General features: G+C 43.0%; 21 protein-coding genes. 14 read left to right on the top strand and 7 right to left on the bottom strand.

From position 1 onward, the window contains the following. The first annotated feature begins 84 nt into the window (after positions 1-84). On the top strand, positions 85-1,392 hold the full coding sequence (locus tag DIU38_RS18520) for an ammonium transporter (protein WP_112654793.1): 1,308 nt from the start codon (positions 85-87) through the stop codon (positions 1,390-1,392). 536 nt (positions 1,393-1,928) lie between these two features. Here the strand turns inward: DIU38_RS18520 and DIU38_RS18510 are convergent. Next, a complete protein-coding gene (locus DIU38_RS18510) occupies positions 1,929-3,938 on the bottom strand; it encodes a KUP/HAK/KT family potassium transporter (protein WP_112654792.1) in 2,010 nt (669 codons plus the stop codon). Between the two features lie 314 nt (positions 3,939-4,252). On the opposite strand from DIU38_RS18510, the gene DIU38_RS18505 reads away from it, so the two are divergent. From DIU38_RS18505 to DIU38_RS18490, 4 genes are all read left to right on the top strand, one after another. Further along, entirely contained in the window at positions 4,253-4,861 is a 609-nt protein-coding gene (locus DIU38_RS18505; RefSeq protein WP_112654791.1) for an alpha-ketoglutarate-dependent dioxygenase AlkB family protein, read from the top strand. Positions 4,862-4,979: 118 nt separating this feature from the next. Further along, complete coding sequence (locus tag DIU38_RS18500) at positions 4,980-6,959, top strand: amidohydrolase family protein (RefSeq protein WP_167516224.1); 1,980 nt, start codon at positions 4,980-4,982, stop codon at positions 6,957-6,959. 7 nt (positions 6,960-6,966) lie between these two features. After that, complete coding sequence (locus DIU38_RS18495) at positions 6,967-7,326, top strand: hypothetical protein (RefSeq protein WP_112654789.1); 360 nt, start codon at positions 6,967-6,969, stop codon at positions 7,324-7,326. Between the two features lie 89 nt (positions 7,327-7,415). Next, positions 7,416-9,323, top strand: a complete 1,908-nt coding sequence (locus tag DIU38_RS18490) for an amidophosphoribosyltransferase (RefSeq protein ID WP_112654788.1) — start codon at positions 7,416-7,418, stop codon at positions 9,321-9,323. Positions 9,324-9,550: 227 nt separating this feature from the next. Here the strand turns inward: DIU38_RS18490 and DIU38_RS18485 are convergent, their stop codons facing one another. Beyond that, positions 9,551-10,207 carry a LysE family translocator gene (locus DIU38_RS18485; protein ID WP_090531882.1) on the bottom strand — a complete coding sequence of 219 codons (657 nt, stop codon included), beginning with the start codon at positions 10,205-10,207 and terminating at the stop codon, positions 9,551-9,553. Between the two features lie 167 nt (positions 10,208-10,374). Between DIU38_RS18485 and DIU38_RS18480 the strand changes: the two genes are divergently transcribed. Continuing rightward, the gene (locus DIU38_RS18480) at positions 10,375-12,009 is read left to right on the top strand and encodes an MFS transporter (protein ID WP_112654787.1); all 1,635 of its coding nucleotides are present in this window, start codon (positions 10,375-10,377) and stop codon (positions 12,007-12,009) included. Positions 12,010-12,119: 110 nt separating this feature from the next. After that, positions 12,120-12,575 carry a deoxycytidylate deaminase gene (locus DIU38_RS18475; RefSeq protein ID WP_112654786.1) on the top strand — a complete coding sequence of 152 codons (456 nt, stop codon included), beginning with the start codon at positions 12,120-12,122 and terminating at the stop codon, positions 12,573-12,575. Positions 12,576-12,798: 223 nt separating this feature from the next. On the opposite strand, the gene cmk is transcribed toward DIU38_RS18475, so the two are convergent. Then, on the bottom strand, positions 12,799-13,476 hold the full coding sequence (cmk, locus tag DIU38_RS18470; RefSeq protein ID WP_090531876.1) for a (d)CMP kinase: 678 nt from the start codon (positions 13,474-13,476) through the stop codon (positions 12,799-12,801). 71 nt (positions 13,477-13,547) lie between these two features. Here cmk and arfB point away from each other — a divergent pair, with 71 nt between their 5' ends. Then, positions 13,548-13,958, top strand: a complete 411-nt coding sequence (gene arfB, locus DIU38_RS18465; protein ID WP_112654785.1) for an alternative ribosome rescue aminoacyl-tRNA hydrolase ArfB — start codon at positions 13,548-13,550, stop codon at positions 13,956-13,958. Between the two features lie 155 nt (positions 13,959-14,113). Here arfB and DIU38_RS18460 read toward each other — a convergent pair whose 3' ends face one another. Beyond that, complete coding sequence (locus tag DIU38_RS18460; protein ID WP_112654784.1) at positions 14,114-15,073, bottom strand: lipid A deacylase LpxR family protein; 960 nt, start codon at positions 15,071-15,073, stop codon at positions 14,114-14,116. Between the two features lie 227 nt (positions 15,074-15,300). Here DIU38_RS18460 and DIU38_RS18455 point away from each other — a divergent pair, with 227 nt between their 5' ends. After that, positions 15,301-15,732: a DUF1801 domain-containing protein gene (locus DIU38_RS18455; protein ID WP_112654783.1), complete on the top strand. Its 432-nt coding sequence runs from the start codon at positions 15,301-15,303 to the stop codon at positions 15,730-15,732. A gap of 133 nt (positions 15,733-15,865) precedes the next feature. Here DIU38_RS18455 and lon read toward each other — a convergent pair whose 3' ends face one another. After that, positions 15,866-18,340, bottom strand: a complete 2,475-nt coding sequence (lon, locus tag DIU38_RS18450) for an endopeptidase La (RefSeq protein ID WP_112654782.1) — start codon at positions 18,338-18,340, stop codon at positions 15,866-15,868. A 368-nt stretch (positions 18,341-18,708) separates the two neighbouring features. Here lon and DIU38_RS18445 point away from each other — a divergent pair, with 368 nt between their 5' ends. Continuing rightward, positions 18,709-19,359: a tetratricopeptide repeat protein gene (locus DIU38_RS18445; protein WP_090531867.1), complete on the top strand. Its 651-nt coding sequence runs from the start codon at positions 18,709-18,711 to the stop codon at positions 19,357-19,359. 21 nt (positions 19,360-19,380) lie between these two features. On the opposite strand, the gene DIU38_RS18440 is transcribed toward DIU38_RS18445, so the two are convergent. Continuing rightward, entirely contained in the window at positions 19,381-19,905 is a 525-nt protein-coding gene (locus DIU38_RS18440; RefSeq protein ID WP_149466841.1) for a hypothetical protein, read from the bottom strand. Between the two features lie 28 nt (positions 19,906-19,933). Then, on the bottom strand, positions 19,934-21,457 hold the full coding sequence (gene gpmI / locus DIU38_RS18435) for a 2,3-bisphosphoglycerate-independent phosphoglycerate mutase (RefSeq protein WP_112654780.1): 1,524 nt from the start codon (positions 21,455-21,457) through the stop codon (positions 19,934-19,936). Between the two features lie 196 nt (positions 21,458-21,653). On the opposite strand from gpmI, the gene DIU38_RS18430 reads away from it, so the two are divergent. The 4 genes from DIU38_RS18430 (at position 21,654) to DIU38_RS18415 (ending at position 24,622) form a co-directional block, all read left to right on the top strand. Next, positions 21,654-22,049 (top strand): DUF4783 domain-containing protein, encoded by a 396-nt coding sequence (locus tag DIU38_RS18430; RefSeq protein ID WP_091172493.1) that lies wholly within the window; start codon positions 21,654-21,656, stop codon positions 22,047-22,049. 161 nt (positions 22,050-22,210) lie between these two features. Then, entirely contained in the window at positions 22,211-23,056 is an 846-nt protein-coding gene (nadC, locus tag DIU38_RS18425; protein WP_112654779.1) for a carboxylating nicotinate-nucleotide diphosphorylase, read from the top strand. A 103-nt stretch (positions 23,057-23,159) separates the two neighbouring features. Next, positions 23,160-23,813 (top strand): glycerol-3-phosphate 1-O-acyltransferase PlsY, encoded by a 654-nt coding sequence (gene plsY, locus DIU38_RS18420; RefSeq protein ID WP_090531854.1) that lies wholly within the window; start codon positions 23,160-23,162, stop codon positions 23,811-23,813. Between the two features lie 5 nt (positions 23,814-23,818). Beyond that, on the top strand, positions 23,819-24,622 hold the full coding sequence (locus DIU38_RS18415; protein ID WP_112654778.1) for a M48 family metallopeptidase: 804 nt from the start codon (positions 23,819-23,821) through the stop codon (positions 24,620-24,622). Positions 24,623-24,652 lie beyond the last annotated feature (30 nt).

Raw genomic sequence — 24,652 nt, 5'->3', positions numbered from 1 at the left:
TTAAACAAAAGTCAATTATTTTCTTTTGTTTTTAGAAAAAACACTAACTTTCATGCCGATTTAAAACATATTTTTTCTGAATAAATGAAGAGGTATTTCCCTTTTTTCCTGATCTTAATTATACTTTCCCTTACTTTCATTTTTCCGTCGGTTGATTTTAAGGATTCCGGTCATCCCAATTTTAATACGGGCGATATAGCCTGGATGCTGATGTCGACGGCGCTGGTTTTGATCATGACACCCGGTCTGGCTTTTTTTTACGGGGGAATGGTTAATAAAAAGAACGTGATCTCCACCATGCTGCAAAGTATTATTTGTATGGTGATCATTACAGTAATGTGGGGGATCTTTGGTTTCAGCCTGGCCTTCGGCGATAGCTTTTATGGCCTTATCGGTAACCCCGGAACTTATTTCATGATGAAGGGCATGCTGGGTAACGCCACCTGGAAAGCGGCGCCAACTATTCCTTTACTGCTTTTTGCTATGTACCAGTTAAAATTCGCCATTATTACCCCGGCGCTGATCACCGGTGCATTTGCCGAGCGGATCCGTTTTAACTCGTACATTATTTTCCTTGTACTGTTTTCTATTTTCATATTCTCGCCTTTGGCGCATTGCACCTGGCACCCGGATGGCATTTTGGCCAAATTTGGTGTGCTTGACTTTGCAGGTGGTACGGTAGTACACATGTCGGCCGGATGGGCTGCCTTGGCATCGGCCTTATATTTAAAACGCCGTAATGAGGCTAATCATTCCCCAGCGCGGATTACCTACGTAATGATAGGTACGGGCTTGTTGTGGTTCGGTTGGTTTGGTTTCAATGCCGGCTCGGCTTTTGGCGCAAACGCCTTGGCGGTTACCGCTTTGGCAACCAGTACCACTGCTTCGGCAGCTGCAGGTGTTACCTGGATCTTTTTTGATATGCTGCTTGGCCGCAAACCATCTGCAATGGGTACCTGTATAGGCGCTGTTGTAGGCTTGGTGGCTATTACACCAGCCGCCGGCTTTGTATCGGTGCCGCACTCGCTGGCTATCGGTATCATATCGGCTGTGGTGAGTAACCTGGTTGTGGAATGGCGTACCCGTACTTCTATTGATGACACGCTTGATGTATTCCCTTGTCACGGCGTTGGCGGTATGGTCGGGATGCTGTTAACCGGCGTATTTGCCAGTCAGCATGTAAATGCTAATAATACAACAGGCAACGGTTTGTTTTTTGGCGAGACACACCTGTTCCTCGTACAGTTGGTAGCATTAGTGTGCGTATCGATATTCGCATTCTTTGGTTCATTATTATTGTTAAAGATCACCGACATGATCTCGCCGTTGAGGGTATCGGCCGAAGAAGAGGAGCAAGGTCTTGATATCAGCCAGCACGGCGAAAAATTATAATCACGTATTTCCAACCAATCCAATAAATCTAATGAAATTCCCGGCCGCAAGGCCGGGTTTTTTGTTTTAAGGGGTAATTAAAAATATTAACGCGGGTTTAAGCGCCCGTGATTGAATGGCTTTTTAACAGGAGCGTAACGCTCCCTGATCTTATGGTAAGCGTGAAGCCATTGGGGAGAAAAACTTAAAAATCTCCTCTTGAGAGAGGGCGCGGAGGAGAGGCCTCTTTTTACGCCCTGGTATAACAAAGCAAAGCCGCACCACAGGCAAATGGTTTACAACTCATCAACTTTAATTCTAAATCATTTTTTAAAGGGTTAAAGGTTGGCTGTCCGTTACCAATCTCGGCACAGGGTTTACAAGCAAATAAAACTCATCAACCAAATCATGTTGAATTAAAGATGATACAAACGAATCTCCTCCATAAACAAGGATGTCATGAGCGCAAAAGGGAGAGAAATAAAACCCCTTTTTGCGAAGCAAAAAGGGGCAACACGTTCAGCGATGTAGGGGGAGCTAATACATAGCGGTTAGCGCTACGCAAAAACTTTCTTACCCATAACTTCAACCGCTTTATGCGTAACCGGGTCAACCCTTTTTATGTGGATATTATTAACCGGTTTTACCACCAGCGGGATCTTTTCAATGCGTGTTTCACTGGTATCAAGCCCAAAAGCTTTAGCTTCTGACTGGGCCAGTTTTTTAATGGCAAAATAGCTGTTGAGGATAAAGCTCTCCGATACGTTGAAAAGGTTATTGTACGACAGGAATTTCTCCATGATCACAAACCTGAAATCGGCAGCCATATTGTATTGTTTTAATGATGGGTAATTGCTGGAGATATCAATCTCGCCACGTTCAACCATATCTTCAACTACTTTACGGAACAATACGTTTACCCGCGGCTGGATCCTGAAGCCCAAACGGAATTCTACGCGGATGACTTTGCCCGGCTCAATCTGGTCAACACTGTACTCCATAGTGTATGGCTCGTCGGTACGTTCAATGTGCACAAACCAATAAGTATCGGCCCGTTTAGGACGGCGGCTCATGATGGAGTAGATGATCTTTTCTTCAATTTGTTTGCCATTATTGGCTTTGGTAAGATAGATCAGGTGCGTAGCGTATTTGTTTATGGTGGTATCATTGCTCAGTGCGTTTAGTAAAGGCAGTTTCTCCTTGATGTCGGTAAAATGAAGGAAGCGGTTATTGATTTTACGGGCCTTAAACCATGTGTACATCGTAAAGATCAGGCCAACTTCAAATCCCACAAAAAACAAACGTTTTAGTATTTTAACCGCGTTAGCTACAAAAAAGGAGAATTCGACGGTTACAAATAAGCACAGGATAATGGTAACCAGCCATACCGGCCAGTGCTTTACATAGCGCATAAAGTAATACATTAAAATGGTAGTGCTAAGCATAGCAATGGTGATGCTGAATCCGTAAGCAGCCGTCATTGCGCTTGAGGTACGGAAATAGAGCGATACCAGGATGCAGCCGATACATAGTATCCAGTTGATGCTTGGAATATAGATCTGCCCGCGGATATTTGACGGGTATTTGATGGTGATCCTTGGCCAAAAATTCATGCTTACCGCCTCACTGATTAGCGTAAATGAACCACTGATTAAAGCCTGGCTGGCAATAATGGTTGCCAGTGTAGCCAAAGCTATCGCAGGTAGCAGGAAGAAATGGGGAACGATTTCAAAGAAAGGGTTAACGCCGGTAAAGTTCTTACCCGGTGCTTGTGACAGCACCCAGGCGCCCTGCCCCAGGTAGTTTAATATCAGGGTTGTTTTCACAAAGATCCAGCTTACCTGGATATTGCGCCTGCCGCAATGGCCCAGGTCGGAGTATAGGGCTTCGGCACCAGTGGTACATAAAAATACCGCGCCTAACAACCAGAAACCTTTAGGGTGGTCCATCAGTAAATGGGCGCCATAATACGGATTGAGAGCTTTAAAAATAGAGGGGAAATGTGTTATTTGTATAGTGCCTAATACGCCCAGCATAATAAACCACAGCAGCATAACCGGCCCGAATGCCGAACCGACCACCTTGGTGCCAAACTGCTGAAAAAAGAACAGCAATAAAATGATGCTAATTACAATAATGAGGATCAGGTTATTACCAGGGACAATAACGGTTGAAAATGCCGGTACTAAATTTAGGCCCTCAATGGCCGAGGTTACAGAGATGGGCGGGGTAATGATACCATCGGCAAGCAAAGTACCTGCGCCAATTATAGCAGGAATGGCCAGCCATTTACCGTAACGCCTTACCAGGGCGTATAATGAAAAAATGCCGCCCTCGCCTTTGTTATCAGCCTGCAGCGTAATAACGATATACTTGAAAGTGGTTTGCAGTGTGAGTGTCCAGAAGATACAGGAGATAGAGCCTAATACCAGCGCGGGGTTCACCTTACCGCCTTCAACCAACAGGGTTTGAAAAACATAAAGGGGAGAGGTACCGATATCGCCAAAAATAATGCCGAGGGTAACGATCATACCCGCGAAAGTGAGTTGCTTAACGTGCGAATTCATGAAGTGTATAAATTGTTAGGGGAAAAGAGGAGATGATACCAGCTGCAATGAAGGAACTTATTGTCCGTTTTGTAAATTTTGCTGTAGCAGCGATAAACAATGCCATCGTAAATTTATTTTGTATTGTGAGGCCGCATGGCCAATAAACATGCCACAACGTTTTTTGCTTTATTTACAGGCTTGTGTTATAGGAGTTTATCAAAATGAGAAAGATTTTCTCAATATGAGGAAAAGCTATCAAAATGATAGGTTTTATCATTCTGATAGCAGAGTGGCCCATCGTGTTTTATGGTATGTAATACGGATATTTGAACATGGATCTATTCAATAATGACCAACTGAACCTGTTTGGCGCACCAAAAAACTTATTACCTTTTGATGGAGAGGTATTGCTTTATCCCCATTTTTATAAGGACGATGTATTTATGCGACTGGTTGAGGAAACACCATGGAAGCAGGATAAAATGAAAATCTATGGCAAGGAAGTGAACTTCCCACGGCTTACGGCCTGGTATGGAGAGCGCGATGAAGTATATGTATATTCGGGTGTGGTAAATGTGCCGGTTAAGTTTAGTCCGCTGCTTAATAGCATTAAGCAGGCGGCGGAGCAGCAATGCGGTCACCGGTTTAATACAGCGCTGCTTAATTATTACCGTGACGGCAGCGACAGTATGGGATGGCATAGTGATGATGAAAGCGAGCTTGGCGGTAACCCTGTAATCGCTTCGGTATCATTTGGCGCTTCGCGGGTTTTTCAGTTTAAGCATAAGCGGCAAAAGAATGCTAAAGTCTCTGTCGTACTTAACAACGGCGATCTGCTGATCATGCAGGGGCAAACGCAGCATCACTGGCTTCACCAGGTACCCAAAACAAGCAGGATGCAGGGGGCAAGGATTAATATAACTTTTAGAAGTATTGGGTGAAGATTTTTTGCTTTGATGATGTGGTTGGTCAGAAGGCGTAATTATGTGTCTCTGCACAAAAAAACTGTTTTGTAACATCCCAAACAAACCGCTATCTTACATTAACATTACTGACCTTATGAAAACATCTTTATTATTATTTGCCGCCTTTTCGGCCTTAATAACAAACGCCAATGCACAAGCCGATTTGCCAACCGATAGCGGTACCTTTTTTCTGCATAAGTTTGAGCAACACATTGGTAAGGAAACCTATTATGTGCAAAAGTATAAAGATGCCGTTCATTACAATATCAATTTTAAGTTTGTTGACCGCGGTTCGCCGGTGCCGCTTACTGCCGAGTTGAAGGTGAACCCCGTAGCCGATCCGCTGGAATTGACTATAAAAGGCAATACTTCAAGATTTTCGACCATTGATGATAAAATGACTATTCGCGGAGGCGAAGCTGCAATCAGGGTTAACGATTCATCTTATACACAAAAAGTACTGCCGCTCAGCTTCCCGGTAGCGGGCTATTCGCCGGGCACTGTGCAGCAGGTGCTCATTCAATATTGGAATAAACATAAACAACCTGCAATTATCCATACACTGCCATTTGGCGCGGTACAGATCAAAAAAGCAGGTATTGATCAGCTTAAGTTTAACGGTAAACCGCTCACGCTTAACCGGCTCACCATAAGCGGACTGGTTTGGGGTAACGAACTGGTTTGGACTGATAATGAAGGTAAACTCATATGCCTGATAACTAATGACGCGGAAGGCGACAAACTGGAAATGATGCGGGTACCTTACGAAGAACTGTTACCGCAGCTCATCAGTAAGGCGGCTACCTATGGTATGGAGCTATTTGCGAAAGCGGCCGCACCAACAGGTAAAGCAGATAAGATAATAGTTATTACCGGTGGTAACCTGGTTGACGTAAATACCGGTACAAACACCCCCAATGCTGTTGTGTTGATTGAAAATGGCATTATCAAACAAACGGGCAAGGTTGGTGAGGTTAAAATACCGGCAGGTGCTAAGCTCATCGATGCCAAAGGAAAATCTATTTTACCTGGCCTGTGGGATATGCACTCGCACTTTGAACAGGCCGAATGGGGGCCGGCCTATCTTGCAGCAGGTGTAACTACCGTGCGCGATTGCGGTAACGAATTTGGTTATATCAACGCTATAAAAGCCGCTATTGATGGCGGCAAAGGTGTGGGGCCCAATATTATTAAAGCCGGCATTATTGACGGCAAAGGGCCTTATGCATTGGGGATTATCCAGGCGGATACTAAGGAAGAGGCTATAAAGGCAGTAGACCGTTATAAAGAAAATGGCTTTCAGCAGATCAAGATCTATAGCTCGGTTAAACCGGCCATAGTTAAAGTTATTTGTGATGAGGCACACCGGTTGGGTTTAACTGTAACAGGCCATATCCCGCAGGGGATGACCCTTCAGCAAGGGGTTGATTCGGGGATGAATATGGTTAACCACGTGCAGTATGTGTATGCCATCATGAAACGGGATAAGGACAGGTCGGTTATTTTCGATGATTCGGTAAGTATCGCGGCTATTAAGTTTATAAAAGACCATCATGTAGTAATTGATCCTACCGTAGGTGTTTTCGAGCTCGCCTTCCGTAATGTTAAGGATGATATAACCAAACTGGAGCCTAATTATTATACCCTGCCGCTGCCGCTTCAGGCACTGTTTAAAAACATGGGCGAAGAACCGGAGAAGGCCGCTAAGCTGAAACCCTTGTATGAAAGCATGAAGAAAACCGTTAAGGTATTGCATGATGCCGGAGTTACTATTGTTGCAGGCACAGATATGGGCTTCCCCGGCTATAGTCTTGACCGCGAACTTGAATTATATGTTGAAGCCGGTCTTACCCCGGCGCAGGCTATCAAAACAGCAACGATAACACCGGCAATGGTGATGGGGCTTGATAAAACAACAGGTTCGGTTGAAGCGGGAAAGCAAGCCGACCTTGTTATTATCGATGGTGATCCGCTGCGCAATATCAGGGAGATCAGGAAAGTATCGGTAGTAGTAAAAGAGGGCCGGATCTATGACCCGGTTAAGCTGCACCAAATGGTTGGGTTTAAGAAATAGGTGAATAATGGAAGAATTAACAACGCTTTACAGGCCTGTAGGGCCACGGGAATTAAAGCTTATAGAGGAATCGGGATTTAAACGTTTTCCGAAACGTTTGGCAGAACAACCCATTTTTTATCCGGTGATGAACGAGGAGTATGCTATTCAAATAGCAAGAGATTGGAACGTGCCTGCATCAGGTTCGGGTTTTGTGACTAAATTTAGTTTGCCTGCTGAATATTTGAAACGCTATGATGTGCAAAATGTGGGTGGTGTTGTACACGATGAGCTTTGGGTTCCGGCCGAAGAACTTGAAGAGTTCAACGGTCATATAGTTGGATATATTGAGGTTACGCGTTCTTTTTACCCCGATAAAGCAGATTAAACAGTGTTGTAAATAAATGCAATGTTATGACAATAGATTTTACCGATACTTCATTTTAAAATGATACCTTTGCAGCCTCATTCCGAATCATGAGCGATCAGATTAAACATGAATGCGGTGTGGCATTTATCCGCTTACTAAAGCCACTATCTTATTATCAGAAAAAGTACGGAACTGCACTGTACGGCCTGAACAAACTTTATCTCTTAATGGAAAAACAACACAACCGCGGCCAGGATGGCGCAGGTGTTGCTACCATTAAACTGGATATTGAACCGGGCAAAAGATACATCAGCCGTCACCGCTCAATGGCCTCAAATGCCGTTGCCGACATTTTTGAATATATCCAAAAGAAATTTGCGGACATTCAGAAAGAGACCCCCGAAAAAATGGCAGACGCTGAGTGGCTTAAAGAACATGTTAGCTTTACCGGCGAGGTTTTGTTAGGGCACCTGCGTTATGGTACCCATGGCAAAAACAGCATTGAAAGCTGCCACCCGTTTTTGAGGCAAAACAACTGGATGACCCGTAACCTGGTTATTGCCGGTAATTTTAACATGACCAATGTTGATGAATTACTGCAACAACTTTATGCATTAGGTCAGCATCCAAAGGAAAAGGCCGACACAGTTACTGTGCTTGAAAAAATAGGCCACTTCATCGATACTGAAAACCAGGGCTTGTTCGATCAGTACAAACGTGAGGGATTAGATGATAACATGGAGATCAGTAAGCTTATAGCTAATGATATGGATGTTGCCAAGATCCTCCGTAAATCGGCCAAGAACTGGGATGGCGGCTATACTATTGCCGGGATCCTTGGCCACGGAGATGCCTTTGTAATGCGCGATCCGGTGGGTATCCGTCCGGCATTTTATTATTATAATGATGAGATCGTTGTTGCGGCATCTGAACGCCCTGCTATCCAAACAGCATTTAACGTGCCGATGGAGGAGATCAGGGAAATTCGCCCCGGCCATGCGTTGATCGTTAAAAAGAATGGTAAAATAACCGAGGATATGTTCAGCGAGCCAAAAGAAAAGAAAGCCTGCTCTTTTGAGCGGATCTACTTTTCGCGCGGCAGTGACTCGGCCATTTACCGTGAGCGTAAGCAATTAGGTCGCCTGCTTAGCCCGCAGATATTGGATTTTGTTAATCATGACATTAAAAATACGGTATTCTCCTACATACCCAACACCGCCGAAGTTGCCTTTTATGGTATGGTTGAGGGTATGCACAAGTATGTAAAGAAATATCAGCACGAAAAACTGCTTGAGATTGGAAGCGACATTACCGAAGAAAAGCTTACCGAAATATTACAGGTAGCCCCAAGGGTTGAAAAGATAGCCATTAAGGATGTTAAACTGCGTACTTTCATCACCCAGGACGCGGATCGCAGCGAAATGGTGGCCCACGTATACGATACTACTTACGGATTGATCAGAAAAGGCACCGATACCTTAGTGGTATTGGATGACTCAATAGTTCGTGGTACTACACTAAAACAAAGTATCCTGAAAATTCTTGACAGGCTTGGCCCTAAAAAAGTTGTTGTGGTTTCGTCTGCTCCGCAGATCCGTTACCCCGATTGTTATGGGATCGACATGTCACGTATGGGTGAATTTGTGGCATTTGAAGCAGCAATCAGTTTGTTAAAAGAGATGGGCAGGGAAGATGTGATCCTGGATGTTTATCAAAAATGTAAAGACAGCCAGAAACTGCCGAAGGAAGAAGTTGAAAATTATGTGAAAGAGATTTATGCCATGTTTACCGATCAGCAGATATCTGACCGTATTGCGCAGATCATCACACCTAAAAATGTGAATTGTGAGGTACAGGTAATTTATCAAACATTAGATAACCTGCACATCGCTTGTCCTGATAACCTTGGTGATTGGTATTTCAGTGGTGATTACCCAACCCCGGGTGGTAACAAGGTTGTTAACCGCGCCTTTGTTAACTGGATGGAAGGTAAAAACCAAAGAGCTTATATGTAATGCCCCCTAACCCCCTAAAGGGGGAATGATATACGAGGCGATGAGTTTTTCATCGCCTTTTTTGTGTTTTAGGATTTTTTATTAGATGTGTGATGTTATGCTCATCTTCCGTCATCCCGAACTTGTTTCGGGATCCCATAAGAAAAGTCGTCGGTTGCTTAACATAGAGGAGACTAAGTGTGTGGGGTGCCGAAACAAGTTCGGCATGACTGTGATTGATAGATAACCTATGATCCTGCCGGTGCCGCAAATACAAAATGGGTAACCAGCTTATCAATCAACACCAGCGAGGCGATAATCAGAGCAATACCGGCAACCTCATTTAAACGGTGAATAAACTTAACCGAAATACGTGCCCGGAGTTTATTGGCATAAAAAGCTTTGAGGGTATCCATACCAAACTGGATGATGAGTATGGTAAGGAACATGACAGCTATATGAAAGGACCTGTGCGGTGTACCTACCAGAAATGTGGTACTGGCTGCACCGATCACTACCGTCCAGTGGAAGAGGAGGGTAGGGTTAAAAATACACATCAGGAAACCTTTAAGTACGTAACCAAAGCGGTCGGCGCCTGATGGTACTTTGTTTTCATAATTGATCTCGCTTTTCTTGAACATGTAATATAGGCCAAGCGCGAATAATATGGCGCTGCCTACAACGCCTGCTATAACTTTGGTATGGTCAGATACATCGATATATTGCGAACCAAACAGGATTGCGCCCACAAAAACCACATCGCTGCAAACCACGCCAAGGGCAAGCGAAACGCCGGCATGAAACCCTTTTTCGATACTGGTTTTAATAAGCGCAAAAAAAACCGGGCCGGTAATAAATGTAAGCACTAATCCAAACCCGATACCCGAAACAATGGCTTTTATCATTAAGTTAAGCTTTGTTCTTTTTTGAACATTGCGAATATGCAATTTTATCTCATAAACAACGAAAGTTAAAATTGTGATTTAATTTATTTAAAAAAGACCGGAGAGTTTTACCAAAATTGAATTATGTTTAGAGATTCAAAAATCAAATCTGTACAACCTATTTTAAAATGGAACAAAACAATGCTAAGAACTACGGCACAGCTTTGTATACGCTGATCACCGTGTTTTTCTTTTGGGGCTTTTTAGCCGCCTCCAACGGTATTTTCATACCCTTCTGTAAAGAGCACTTTCACCTTACCCAATTTGAATCCCAATTAATTGACTTTACCTTTTATGGTGGATATTTCATTGGTTCATTGATACTTTATTTCGCATCACAAGCCAGTAAAGTTGATATTATGAACAAGTTAGGTTACAAAAATGGTATCATTTTAGGCCTTGTTGTTTCGGCGGTTGGTGCATTGGCTATGATCCCTGCTGTAGCTTCGGGGGCGTTTGGATTCATTTTGGCTGTATTCTTTATTATAGCTGTTGGTTTTTCGTTACAGCAAACAGCTGCAAACCCATTTGTTGTTGCATTAGGACCTCCTGAAACCGGTTCAAACCGTTTAAACTTTGCAGGCAGTATCAACAACATAGGCGCTTTATTAGGCCCTGTAGTTGTAAGTGTGGTATTATTTGGCTCGGCAACTGCTAAAACTGCTGCCGCTGATGTTAAAATATCATCAATCAATAACCTCTATTATTTGTTGGCTGGCTTGTTCATTGCTGTTGCTTTGTTCTTTTGGTTTTCGAACCTGCCAAAGGTTACCAGCGATGAAAAGATCGAATCAAGCTCAAAAGCAAATACACCGTTGCTGGTGATGTTTGTAGCATTTTGTTTGATACTTGCAGCCGACCCTATCAGCAAAGCTATAGGCATACCAAGCCAATATTTTGTATATGCTTCGTTAGCTATAATCGTATTTACACTGATAGGTACCATTTTCGCCGCTAAAAAGAGTAAAGAAGGCTGGGGCGCTATGCAATACCCGCAGTTAATATTGGGTATGCTGGCTATATTTACCTATGTAGGTACTGAGGTTACTATTCAAAGTAATATGGGGTCATTATTAAAGACCCCTGAATTTGGTTCTTTTGCTGAGTCGGACATTGCTCCATATATCTCATTATACTGGGGTAGTTTAATGATCGGGCGTTTTGCGGGATCTATTGATGCGTTTAATCTTTCAAAATCGGTTAAATACGTTTTATATATTTTAATCCCGTTCCTCGCATTCGGCATAGTGCTGCTGGTAAATGTTTTCTCGGGCGCTAACGTAAGCCACCTGTACGCTTATGCAATTTGCGTGGCCATCCTAATCGTTGCTTTCTTTATCGGTCAGCAAAAACCAACCCGTACTTTATCGGTACTCGGTTTGTTGGGCGTAGCGTTCATGCTTGCAGGTTTATTTACTACAGGCAAGGTAGCTACTTTCGCGTTTATTAGCGGTGGATTATGTTGCTCAATCATGTGGCCGTCAATCTTCTCGTTAGCTATTACCGGTTTAGGCAAATACACCAGCCAGGGCTCGGCGTTTTTGATCATGATGATTTTGGGCGGTTCGATCATCCCGCCGCTGCAAGGTAAAATTGCCGATGGTGCTGGTAATGTTGTTCCGGGTATGAGCGGTATCCACTTCTCATACATCGTACCTGTAATAGGTTTCGCATACCTTGCTTATTTTGCATGGAAAGTTAGCCGTGAGCTCCGTCATCAGGGTATCGACCTTGACCACGTTGAAGTTAAAGGCGGACATTAATCTTTTTTGAAATTAGAGGTTGGAGATTAGAGGTTAAGCCTTTAATTTTCAACCTCTTTTCTTTTTATAATAATTTTAACTAATCTCAACTCTTTAACCTCCGATCACCGATGACAAAACCCAGCTTCGATCAAATTTTCATGAACCTGGCCACTGATCTGGCCGAGCGGTCGCATTGTGTTAAGGCGCATGTGGGGGCGGTTTTAACGCGTGATACGCGGATTATTTCCATAGGCTATAACGGTCCGCCGGCTGGAACACATAATTGCGATGTTGAATGGCCCGAAACAGGTTGTGCGCGCGATTCAAAAGGCAGCTGTTCACTTGCCCTGCATGCCGAAGAAAACGCGATACTTTATGCAGTAAAAAATGGGGCACGACTTGAAGGCGCTACGTTGTATACTACGCTGTCGCCATGTTTGCCTTGCGCAAGGCTCATTTATTCGGCCGGGATCACCCAGGTTTATTATGATAAATCATATGCCGAATATAAAGGCTTAGCAAGCGACGAGGGGGTAGATTTTTTAAACAGGTTTGGGGTGAAAGCGGAGAAGTTTAACCGTTGATTTTTTTGATTACGTTGATTTCGCTGATTTTTTCCGGGATTTCACCGATTGATTTTTGATTACACTGATTAATTGGGGGATTGGTTTCTGATATAATCATCAGTTTATGAATAAAAAAGCGTCATAAGGTTTTTGCTTATGACGCTTTTTTATTCAAGGGTAAGTAATCTCTTATCTCTGAAAAGAAACTAATCTCCAATCTCTAACCTCCAATCACTAACCGCTACTCCGCAATAAACGGTTCAATATGGCTTATGGCAAACATCAATTGCTCATCCTGGCTCAGGTCGGTGTTGTCTAATATAATGGCATCTTCGGCGCGGGTAAGGGGGCTTTCCTCGCGCGTGGTATCCTGGTAGTCACGGTGTGCCAGGTTATCAAAAACCTCTTCTAAAGTAATGTTAGGGTTGGTTGGTAATAACTCTTTATAACGGCGTTCGGCGCGAATCTTTGGATCGGCAGTCATGAACAGTTTCACCTGCGCGTCAGGGAACACAACGGTACCAATATCCCTACCATCCATAATAATGTTTTTGGAGCGGCCTAAACGCTGCTGCTGCCTTACCATGGCTGCGCGCACTTCTTTTATAGCTGCTACCGAGCTAACTTTATCAGCTACGTGCATCTGGCGGATCTCTTCAGACACGTCCTCTTCATTTAAGGTAATAAAGGTTTTATAATTTTGCGTATGAAAATTAAGATGGATATTATGCAAGGCGTCCGCTATCTGGGCATGATTTTCAAGATCAATGTTATGCCTTAAAAAGTATAAGGTTACGGCACGGTACATAGCGCCGCTATCAACATAGATAAAATGAAGCTCTTTTGCTAAAGCTTTTGCCAGGGTGCTTTTCCCGCACGAAGAATAACCATCAATGGCTACTACGATATTGTTGTTCATAGAGCTGCTAAAATAGCAAATTATTAGCAAATGGCCTGATAGCGGTAACTCAATAAGGCTTATTTTTGAAGATGAATTTTACTAAAGCAGATCTTCAAAAGGAAACAAGTTACAAAACATCAAGAAGCGGGGGAAAGGGCGGGCAAAACGTAAATAAGGTTTCGAGCAAGGTTGAACTGTTATTTTCAATAGGTTCGTCCGCTTTGTTTAACGATGAGGAAAAGCTGCTGCTAACCGAAAAACTGCAGAATAGGCTTAACAAAGATGGTTACGTGCAGGTAATATGTGATGAAGAGCGAAGCCAGTATCTTAATAAAGAAAAAGCAATGGAAAGGTTAACATCGCTGCTAACAAAAGCCCTTCAAAAGCCTAAAGTGCGTAAACCCACCAAAGTAAGTAAGGCCGCCAAAGCCGCAAGACTGGACAGCAAGAAAATGCAATCGGTAAAGAAGGAGAATAGGAAAAATGATTTTGGGGAGTAGTTAAGCGAACTCTCTAAAGCTATGTCATTGCGCAGCGTGGCAATCGCATACTCTACAGAGTGGCAATGCTTCCGTGCGATTGCTTCGTTCCTCGCAATGACATGATGGTTCAGGTAGTGGTTCTTCTAATCACTAACCTCCAACCTCTAATCTCTTTATTTAAACCTGTAAAACCCGGTAATTGATCCCCATTGATGCGAGCGGAGCATTTCCTTAGTGTCTTTGGTGTGGAATATTGCCGCTATATCAAACGCGAAACGGCTGGTTGTAAAAGCTACACCTACCTGCTGGCTAAATATAAACGGTTTCTTTTCTGAAACAACTTCCAGGCTGTTTGGGTCGTCATGTTTGCGGAACAGGCTGCCCTGGATGGTTGCATCATAACCAACCAAATTGGCTAAAGGCTTGTAGTAAAAAAAGATCTCGTGCTTGTGCAGTAATTTTTCCTCACCGCCGGTTGATACCGTACTTTGGGTACTGATGGAATTGAACAGCTGGTTGAAATTTCCCAAGCGTACCATACCCCCGGCGCCAGCGCCGGTAAAGCCGTTACCCAGGTTGGCATATGAGCTAAAGCTCAGGTCAATCCATGAGGAACGGGCCAGCAGCTTATTATACTCGGCCGAAAGATTGAGCTCTACATCATTTTTGATCTGGTATTGCCAGCCGTTGAGTTTGTAAAAACCGAAAGTATTGTGAATAAGTTTCTGCACAGGTTCGCCGCCCGCGGCCGGGCCTACCAAGCCTATCTGGGCGCCAAGCTTCAGATTACTTTCGTTTTTGTACAGCAAGTTAAGTGTTGAGCCTATATAAGTATATGCAGCAAACGGCCTGTCAATATCAAAGGGGCCGCGAACATAGCCCGATTGGGGGTTGAACATTTTTTGCCCTAACTCAAATCCTAAAACTTTGTTTTGGAGTGAATTTTCGGACGGTTTTACGGTTAACGCCTTTCGGTAGTAAAAGAAAATACCATTGGTGTAATACCTGTCAGATCCCTGACCAAGGAATGAGTCATTGTCAGTTTGAATACCAAATTCATGACCGCGGGTTTGTGCAAATAAGCAGGTAGCGCTTAGCAGGCATACCAGTGTTAAAAATAGTTTATTAGGCATTGGGGTTTATATAGTATAATAGTATATATGTGCGCTAATATATAAAAAACCCGATGCAAATAAAGCAGTTATAAATTTAGGAATATTACGGTTTGAAATTTGATTGATGAGTTAAAACAAAGAGAAAAGTATAACGGTAAAAGGTAAAAAGAAATGAATTAGTGTTTTACTAAAAATAAAACGAAATTTAAAAAGCAAAGCAAGCAACCCATAATCCCATATTTTATATGAACGTGCAGCAACAAACCGAAGAGTATATTGCCAGCCAACCTGAACCAAAACGTGGTGATATGCAAACTTTACATAGACATATACTTCAAATATTACCGGGATGTAAATTATGGTTTGAGGATGGTAGAAACGCTGAAGGCCGGATTGTTAGCAACCCTAACGTAGGATATGGATCTTACACTATAAAATATGCTAACGGAACAACCCGGGAGTTTTTTCAGGTTGGTATGAGCGCCAACACCACTGGGATCTCTATCTACATACTTGGTATTAAGGATAAAAAATATTTAGCCCAAACCTATGGAAAAGAAATAGGCAAAGCGAACGTGACAGGGTATTGTATTAAGTTCAATAATTTAAAAGATATAAACATTGATATACTTGAAGCGGCAATAAGGGATGGGGTTGAGATTACAAATGAAAATTAAACTTCGAGCCGCGAACACTATTTTAAGTTGGGCATTATGTTTCGATACCTTGTCATGAAGAACTTCTAAAACAAAAAAGTTTTACAGCGCATAACTGTAAAACTTTTGTTTTATGCCAGAAAATAGTCCTGCTTTAATTAATTGCTGCTTTCTCGTCTTCTTTAACGGTAAGATTTATTGGATTTTTAACCTTTTCATTAAGCAGGGCCAGCGTTATCACGTCCCTCATATCGGTAACGTAATGAAAGCTAAGGTCTTTGATGTAATCTTCCTTAATTTCCAGAATATCTTTTTGGTTCGATTTGCACAGGATGATCTCTTTTATGTTGGCGCGTTTTGCAGCCAGGATCTTTTCTTTGATACCGCCTACAGGCAAAACCCGACCCCGGAGGGTGATCTCGCCCGTCATGGCCAAATTGGGTTTTACTTTACGCTGTGTAAATGCCGAAACCAGTGCTGTAAGCATGGTAACACCCGCCGAGGGGCCATCTTTAGGGGTAGCGCCTGCCGGTACGTGTACATGCACATCCCACTGATCAAACAGTTTAGGGTTGATGTCAAAATCGGCAGCATGAGCGCGCAGGTAAGCTAGGGCTATAGTTACCGACTCTTTCATTACATCGCCAAGGCTGCCTGTAAGTGTTAAGCGGCCTTTTCCGGGGCTTAAACTGGCTTCAATGAACAGAATGTCGCCGCCTACAGAAGTCCAGGCCAGGCCCGTTACAACGCCTGCTACGTCATTGCCTTCATAAAGGTCTTTATCAAAAATAGGTGCACCCAGTATCTTTTCGATATCTTTTTTACTTACAACACTGTTGTAAGGCTCTTCCATAGCTATGTTCTTAGCCACGCCACGCACAACCGATCCAATCTTTTTCTCCAGTGAACGTACCCCCGATTCGCGGGTGTAATCAACTATCACCTTTTCGATAACATCTGCTTTAAGGCTTACATCTTTTATTTTTAAGCCATGTGCTTCGCGCTGTTTAGGTACGAGGTGTTGCTTTGCTATCTCAATTTTTTCTTCAATGGTATAGCCGTTCACTTCAATGATCTCCATCCTGTCTAACAAGGCAGGTTGGATAGTGCTCAGTGAGTTGGCAGTAGCGATAAACATTACGTTTGAAAGGTCGTAGTCCATTTCAACATAATGATCAGAGAAAGTGCCGTTTTGCTCGGGGTCAAGTACTTCAAGCAGGGCCGATGATGGATCGCCCCTGAAATCGTTGCCTACTTTATCTATCTCATCCAAAATAAATACCGGGTTTGATGCGCCCGCCTTTTTTATCGACTGGATAATGCGGCCAGGCATAGCACCAATATATGTTTTACGGTGACCGCGGATTTCCGCTTCATCGCGGATTCCGCCTAATGCCATGCGCACATATTTACGGCCCAAAGCTTTGGCTATTGATTTACCCAGCGATGTTTTGCCAACCCCCGGAGGGCCAACCAAACAAAGAATAGGCGCTTTCATGTCATGCTTCAACTTAAGCACAGCCAGGTATTCAATAATACGTTGTTTTACCTTATCCAAACCAAAGTGATCTTTATCAAGGATTCTTTGCGCACGCTTAAGGTCGAAGTTATCTTTGGTAAACTCGTTCCATGGTAAATCAAGCAACAGTTCAAGGTAATTGATCTGAACCGAGTAATCGGCTGCTGCGGGATTGGTACGGCTCAGTTTTTCAAGCTCTTTGTTAAAATGATCTTTAACTTCCTTTGCCCATTTCTTTTTGATGCCACGCTGGCGCAGGCTCTCAATTTCCAGGTCGGGCGTATTGCCGCCCAGCTCTTCCTGTATAGTTTTTAGCTGCTGGTTAAGGAAATAATCCCTTTGCTGTTTATCCAAATCGACACGTACTTTGGTCTGGATCTGGTTTTTTAATTCCAGCATTTGCAGGTCGAGCGTTAAATGCTCAAGCACAAGGTTGGCACGTTCGCGCAGGTTGGCAATTTCAAGCAGGTGTTGTTTAGCGGTCATATCAGCGTTCATATTTGATGATATGAAGTTGATCAGGAACGATGTGCTTTCGATATTGCGGATTGCGATCCCCGCTTCACTCGGGATGTTTGGCGAAAGCTGGATAATATTCATGGCCATATCCTTAATGGATGATACCATAGCTTTAAACTCTTTATCTTCCTTGATTTTTATCTCATGAAAGGGTTCAACTGTGGCTTTTATATAGGGTTCGCTCTGTACTTCTTCTTTTAAATAAAAACGTTTTTTGCCCTGGATGATAACGGTGGTGTTACCATCAGGCATTTGCAGCATTTTTATAATGAGTGCTATAGTGCCAACTTTGTTAAGCTGGTTAAAAGTAGGGTCTTCAATCCCCACATCCTGTTGCGAAACCACCCCAATCATGCGGCTGCCTTTATTGGCATCGCGGATTAGTTTTATTGATTTATCCCTGCCAACTGTAATTGGGATCACAACACCCGGGAAAAGTACAGTATTGCGCAAGGGTAAAATAGGCATTACATCGGGCAGTTCCTCATTATTCATCTCCTCCTCATCTTCCGATGACATTAGCGGGAAAAATTCTGAATCCTCGTTTATAACTGGTAAAGCATTTTTAAAATCAAACGGATCGAAATTCATTATTATATTTTAGTAGAATAAAACGTCATGTTGTCAGCCCGTAAGATAGTTTTCACTTCAATTACAGGTTAAATTGCGATTATCAATCGCACATAACAATGGTTCAAGAGCTGTGCCAAGTTAAGATAATAAATAGCAACAATTAATCTGGTGATTTAACGTACTGGTTACATGTTTGTTACAAATTTGTAAAACGAATTGTAAATAAATAAGATTTTATTGGTAAAGATGAAAAAAAGTCATAGTATCGCTGTGCTTAAATTATTTGTACGTGTAAAAATTTTTACACAAAACCACAATATGGCATAATAATTTAGGGTATTAATAGTTAATATTATACCATTTTTGTTTTACCAGTAATCCGTTTAATGAAGTTATCAGTTATCCTGCCCCTTCTGATCATGTCTTCGCTCGAGTCGGCTATAGCGCAAAACGCTTATGTGCGGCTCGGCCAGCAGGCGCTTATGGATGGCGATTTCCGTTCGGCGGTGTCACACCTGGAAAAGGCGTGCATAACTGATTCAACAAATGCAAACGCTATGTGGATGCTGGGCTACTCATACTACCACAGCGATAACTACAAAAAATCGATACTGGCATATACCAAGGTAATTGCCGTAAAGCCGGCAGATGCAACAGCTTATTATTACAGGGCAAGGGCAAAAAGCTATCTCGGGAGAGACAGCCAGGCTTCAGCGGCGGATAAGGAATTGTACCTGTTAGGCGCTATTGTGGATCTTACAAAGGCCATTTCTATTAACAGCGATCTCAGGGATAACAAATACTACCAAAACAGGGGCATAGCTTACCGCGACTACGGTATGTTTAAATTGCAGGCGACATCTCGTTTTTATGACAAAGCAAGGGGAATAAACTCGTTAAAAGCTTCAGTTGCCGATCTGGAAAAGGTACTGGCAGATAACCCGGGCCGCATGGACATTTCCGCACTGATCGATCAGTCAAAAGAGAAACTCATCCAGGCTACTACAGGTGTTAATACTTTAGTGAAGCAGCACTAAAATTCGGTCAAACTTTCTCTTTTATCTTTTGGGCAACGTTCCCTGCACCTTGTAATCGTTCCGGCCCATCAATTTCACGTGTTGTGTTTTTTGGATAAGGTAAAGTGAATCGGGAAAATAACTCAATTTTTCGTTGGTTTCGTACAGCAGGTTTTTGGTGTGGTTATAGATCAGGATCCACGCCACTTTATCGCCGGCTTTTTTGATGATGATGCGGCGGGTTTTAAGCTCGGGGGTGCGGGCCTTATAAATAATAGCGCTATCGCTTGTGCTAACTGTATAACTGTTTTTCCAGGCCGGGCGGTTAATGTCCGACTGGATAAACAAATTAAGCTCCTGGTTCCAGTTGCCAATATGTACTACTTTGGTTTCGGTAACGCCATTGTGGGTAACCGTTTTGTTTACCGCGGGGTTTAGCCTGGTAAGCCGTGCCGAATCGGCCCTGAAAAATTCTTTCAGGTCAAAGTAAACCAGTTTGGCACCGCTTTGCCTGTTATCGGGCCGGCAGGAAAATAAATTTGCTATTAACAATAAAAAGCCGCCCATCAGGGCGGCTTTGCTTATATTTTTTGGATTACACCAATACATTACCAGTCATTTCGGGAGGGATGGCAACACCTAATATACTTAATATGGTTGGCGCCACATCGCCCAGTTTTCCGTCTTTTACCTCTTTAACATCCTTGTCAATCACGATACATGGTACCAGGTTGGTAGTATGTGCCGTATTGGGCGACCCGTCTTCGTTGATCATGTAATCGGCATTGCCATGGTCAGCCAGGATAATAAACGAATAGCCATTGGCTAAACCTGCTTCAACAACAGCTTTGGTGCAGCTGTCGGCAGTTTCTGCTGCTTTAACCACCGCGCTAAAAACACCGGTATGGCCAACCATATCGGTATTGGCAAAGTTAAGGCAAACAAAATCAGGCCAGCCGGTTTCCAGTTCCGGGATAATGGCATCACGGATACCGGCAGCACTCATCTCAGGCTGCAAATCGTAGGTGGCAACCTTTGGTGATGGTACTAATAACCTTTTTTCGTTGGCAAACTCTTTTTCCCTGCCGCCCGAAAAGAAGAAGGTTACGTGAGGGTATTTTTCGGTTTCGGCAATCCTGATCTGTGATTTACCTGCATTTTGCAGGATCTCGCCCAAAGTTTTGGTCAGATCTTCTTTATTGAAAACAACCTGAACATTCTTAAACGTTTCATCATATGGTGTCATGGTGATGTAACGGATAGCCAGCGGGTGCATGTTGTATTCGGGGAACGACTTTTGAGTTAACGCGATACTGATCTCGCGGCCCCTGTCGGTCCGGAAGTTAAAGCAGATCACCACGTCGCCATCTTTAATCACGGCTAAAGGTTTTCCTGCGTCATCAACAGCAACTATAGGTTTTACAAACTCATCGGTAACATCCTCAAGGTATGAATGCTTGATTAAATCGGTAACGTTTTGGGTTGGTGTGCCAATGCCGTTAACCATCAGGTCGTAAGCCAGTTTAACACGCTCCCAACGGTTATCACGGTCCATAGCATAGTAACGGCCTATCGCCGAAGCTATCTTAGCGCCGGCACCTGCAATATGCTCTTCAAGTTCGGTAACAAAGCCCAAACCCGATTTAGGATCGGTATCGCGGCCATCTAAAAAGGCATGGATATATACATTGTTAACGTCCAGCTGTTTTGCGGTGTCGCAAAGGCCTTTCACGTGACGAATGTGCGAATGTACACCACCGTCAGATACTAAACCGATAAAGTGTACATCTTTATTGTTTTGTTTAGCGTATTCAAACGCATCTTTCAATACGGGGATAGTTGGCAGCTCATTGTCATCAACTGCCTTATGAATGCGGCCAAGTTCCTGGTAAACCACGCGGCCTGCACCAAGGTTCATGTGACCAACTTCCGAATTGCCCATTTGTCCGGCAGGTAAGCCTACTGCTGTTCCTGAAGCTTCAAGCTTTGAATTTGGATATTGCTTAAGCAGGCCATCAACAAAAGGAGTATTGGCAGCCAGTATAGCGTTTGATTGATCGTTGCGGCCATAACCCCAGCCATCAAGTATTATTAGTGCGAGTTTCTTTTTGTTTTCCACAATGCAAATATAAAGGCAACTGGGTACTTTATATATAATTTTTTAATTTAGGTTAGCAGCCTGAAATAAAACTTAAATTATACTGTTAGTGTTTATTATACAGTTTTAATGAACACAGCTTTTTAGTTTATTAAAAAACGAGTAAACACTTAACCGCTCTTTGTAACTTTAGCACCCATTAGTACGTTATTATTGTATGAAATTAATATACCTGCCGTCGTTTATTTTTTTACTGCTGCTCCCATATGTCTCATCGGCAGATGCTATAGATAACGTGGCCAATCTTTTAAAAACAGGTAATACCAAAGAGCTTTCCAAGCTATTTGCCAATAATGTTGAGATCACCATTATGGAAGACGAGAATGTTTACTCGCAAAACCAGGCTACAGTTATACTGGATAAGTTCTTCGCCCGGAATAAGCCTAAAAGTATTAAGCTGTTACATAAAATAAATTCGGGGGGTAATTATCATTTTGGTGTTTATATTTTGAATACAGATAAGGGCGAATTTCGGGTTGCAATCACCCTTAAAGACGCGGGTAAAGGTACTAACGTTGTTGAGCTGAAGATTGAGGATGAAAAGGTGAAATAATTAATTTGAAAATTTGAGGATCGGTTAATTTGAAAATAAAAGTGTTTTGATATTATCAAATTTTCAAATCGGCACATTTTCAAATTCATTTTATCATACATCGCCGTCAAACCCCTCCATTTAAAAATTGTTGTTACTTTTGACACTCAAAAAGTACACAATTGGATAAAGAACTAATACACCAGTTTATAAATAATGCTTTAAGTGAGGATGTGGGCGATGGCGATCATACCTCGCTATCAACCATCCCGGCCGACGCTACCGGTAAAGCAAAACTTTTAGTTAAGGATGAAGGAATATTGGCCGGTATTGAGCTGGCCGCCGAAATATTTCATGTGGTTGATCCAAACCTTAAACTTAACGTGTTTTTGCAGGACGGAGCCCCGGTTAAATATAACGACATAGCTTTTGAGGTTGAGGGCAATTCGCGCAGTATTTTGACCGCCGAGCGTTTGGTACTAAATTGTATGCAACGTATGTCGGGAATTGCTACAAAAACCCGGCAGATAGTTGATTTGCTGAAAGGGACTAATACTAAAGTTTTAGATACCCGTAAAACCACACCGGGGCTTCGTTATCTCGAAAAATGGGCGGTACGCATAGGCGGAGGCGTAAACCACAGGTTTGGTTTGTACGATATGATCCTGATTAAGGATAACCATGTAGACTATGCCGGTGGAATAAGACAAGCTATTGAAAGCGCTAATCAATATTTAACCGACAGTGGAAAAAAACTTGCCATTGAAATTGAGGTACGTAATCTTGATGAACTGGAGCAGGTTTTACAAACCGGCCGGGTTAACCGCATACTGCTTGATAATTTCAATTTTGATGACCTGCGGCAGGCTGTTGGTATAATACAAGGTCGTTATATTACCGAAGCTTCGGGCGGTATCACCATTGATAATATACGTGAATATGCCGATTGCGGGGTCGATTATATTTCTGTCGGGGCGCTTACTCATTCGGTTAAAAGCCTTGACCTTAGCCTGAAAGCCGTAAAATAGGGTAATTAAAATATCAAATAACACATTGTTAAACAAAGTTTAGTGGTAAAAGCGCTGTGATTAAAACGCTTTTACCGCTTCAATTTTGTAATATTGCAGGAGAATGATAACCGTTTACTCTGTTACAGCACTTATAATGGCTTATCTGTGCGGCTCAATACCTACGGCTGTTTGGATTGGTATGGCTTTTTACAATGTGGATGTACGCGAGTACGGAAGCGGTAATGCAGGTGCTACAAATACTTTTCGTGTGCTTGGTAAAAAGGCGGGCATCCCCGTGATGCTGCTTGATATATTTAAAGGCTGGGCAGCAACAAACTTCGCTTATTTCATTGGTGCATCTGCTACTGGTGCCATCAATTCAACCGCATACACTAATTATGAACTGGCCTTAGGCATAGCGGCAGTTATGGGCCACCTGTTCCCTATTTTTGCAGGTTTCAGAGGCGGCAAGGGCGTAGCAACTTTGTTTGGAATGATTTTGGCTATACATTTTCATGCTGCTTTATTATGTATAGTGGTTTTTATAACGGTGTTACTGATCTCAAAATATGTGTCGCTTAGCTCAATTGCAGCTGCCTTTACTTACCCTATAGGCGTTACATTTGTTTTTCCGACACCTATACGGTCTATAGTAATTTATGGCATGTGTATTTGCGTACTTGTGCTGGTAACCCACCAAAAAAACATTGAACGCTTAATAAGAGGCAAAGAATCGAAAGTTAATTTTTTTAAGAAGAAAACAACAGCTGCCTAATCACCATGAAAAAGTTTAAACCTTTATTAGTCCTGATAGCCATCATGGCTGTCTTTTCCTGTTCAACTGTGCCGCTAACCGGCCGTAAACAATTAAGCCTGGTTGGCGATGCCGAAGTGAACCAGTCGGCAGCGGCAAGCTATAAGCAACTGCTTTCCGACCCTAAAACTAAAGTGGTGGCCAGCGGTGCCGATGCGCAACGTGTTAAAACCATTGGTAACAGACTGGCTGTAGCCATTGAAAAATACCTCAAAGAAAACGGTTATGGCGATCAGTATAGCTTTAATTGGGAGTTTAACCTGATCCAGAGCAGTGAAGTTAACGCATGGTGTATGCCTGGCGGTAAAGTTGCGGTTTACAGCGGGTTATTACCTGTAGCGAATACCGATGCCTATCTTGCTGTAGTTATGGGCCATGAAATTGGGCATGCCATTGCCCGCCACTCGGCCGAACGGATCTCGCAGGAGATGTTGGTACAAGGGGGCGGACAACTGGTAGGAGCAGCGACAAGCCAGCAGTCGCAGGCTACACAAACCGCCATAAGTACTTTATATGGTGTTGGAAGCCAGCTGAAATTGTTGGCGTATTCCCGTAAACAGGAATCAGAAGCCGATCGTTTAGGTTTAACTTTTATGGCTATGGCCGGTTATGACCCGCACAATGCTATTGCCTTTTGGCAACGTATGGCAGCCCAAAACAAAGGTGGGTCACCGCCTGAATTTTTAAGCACTCACCCTGCCGATGCTACACGTATTGCCGATATCCAGAACCTCATACCCGAGGCTATGAAATATTATAAAAAATATTAATCATTTTAGTAGATCCCGCTCGTAAAAAAG

Source organism: Mucilaginibacter metallidurans (genome assembly GCF_003286435.2).
In the GTDB taxonomy this organism is placed as follows: domain Bacteria; phylum Bacteroidota; class Bacteroidia; order Sphingobacteriales; family Sphingobacteriaceae; genus Mucilaginibacter; species Mucilaginibacter gossypii.
This window is presented reverse-complemented; position numbering and strand designations above follow the sequence as displayed.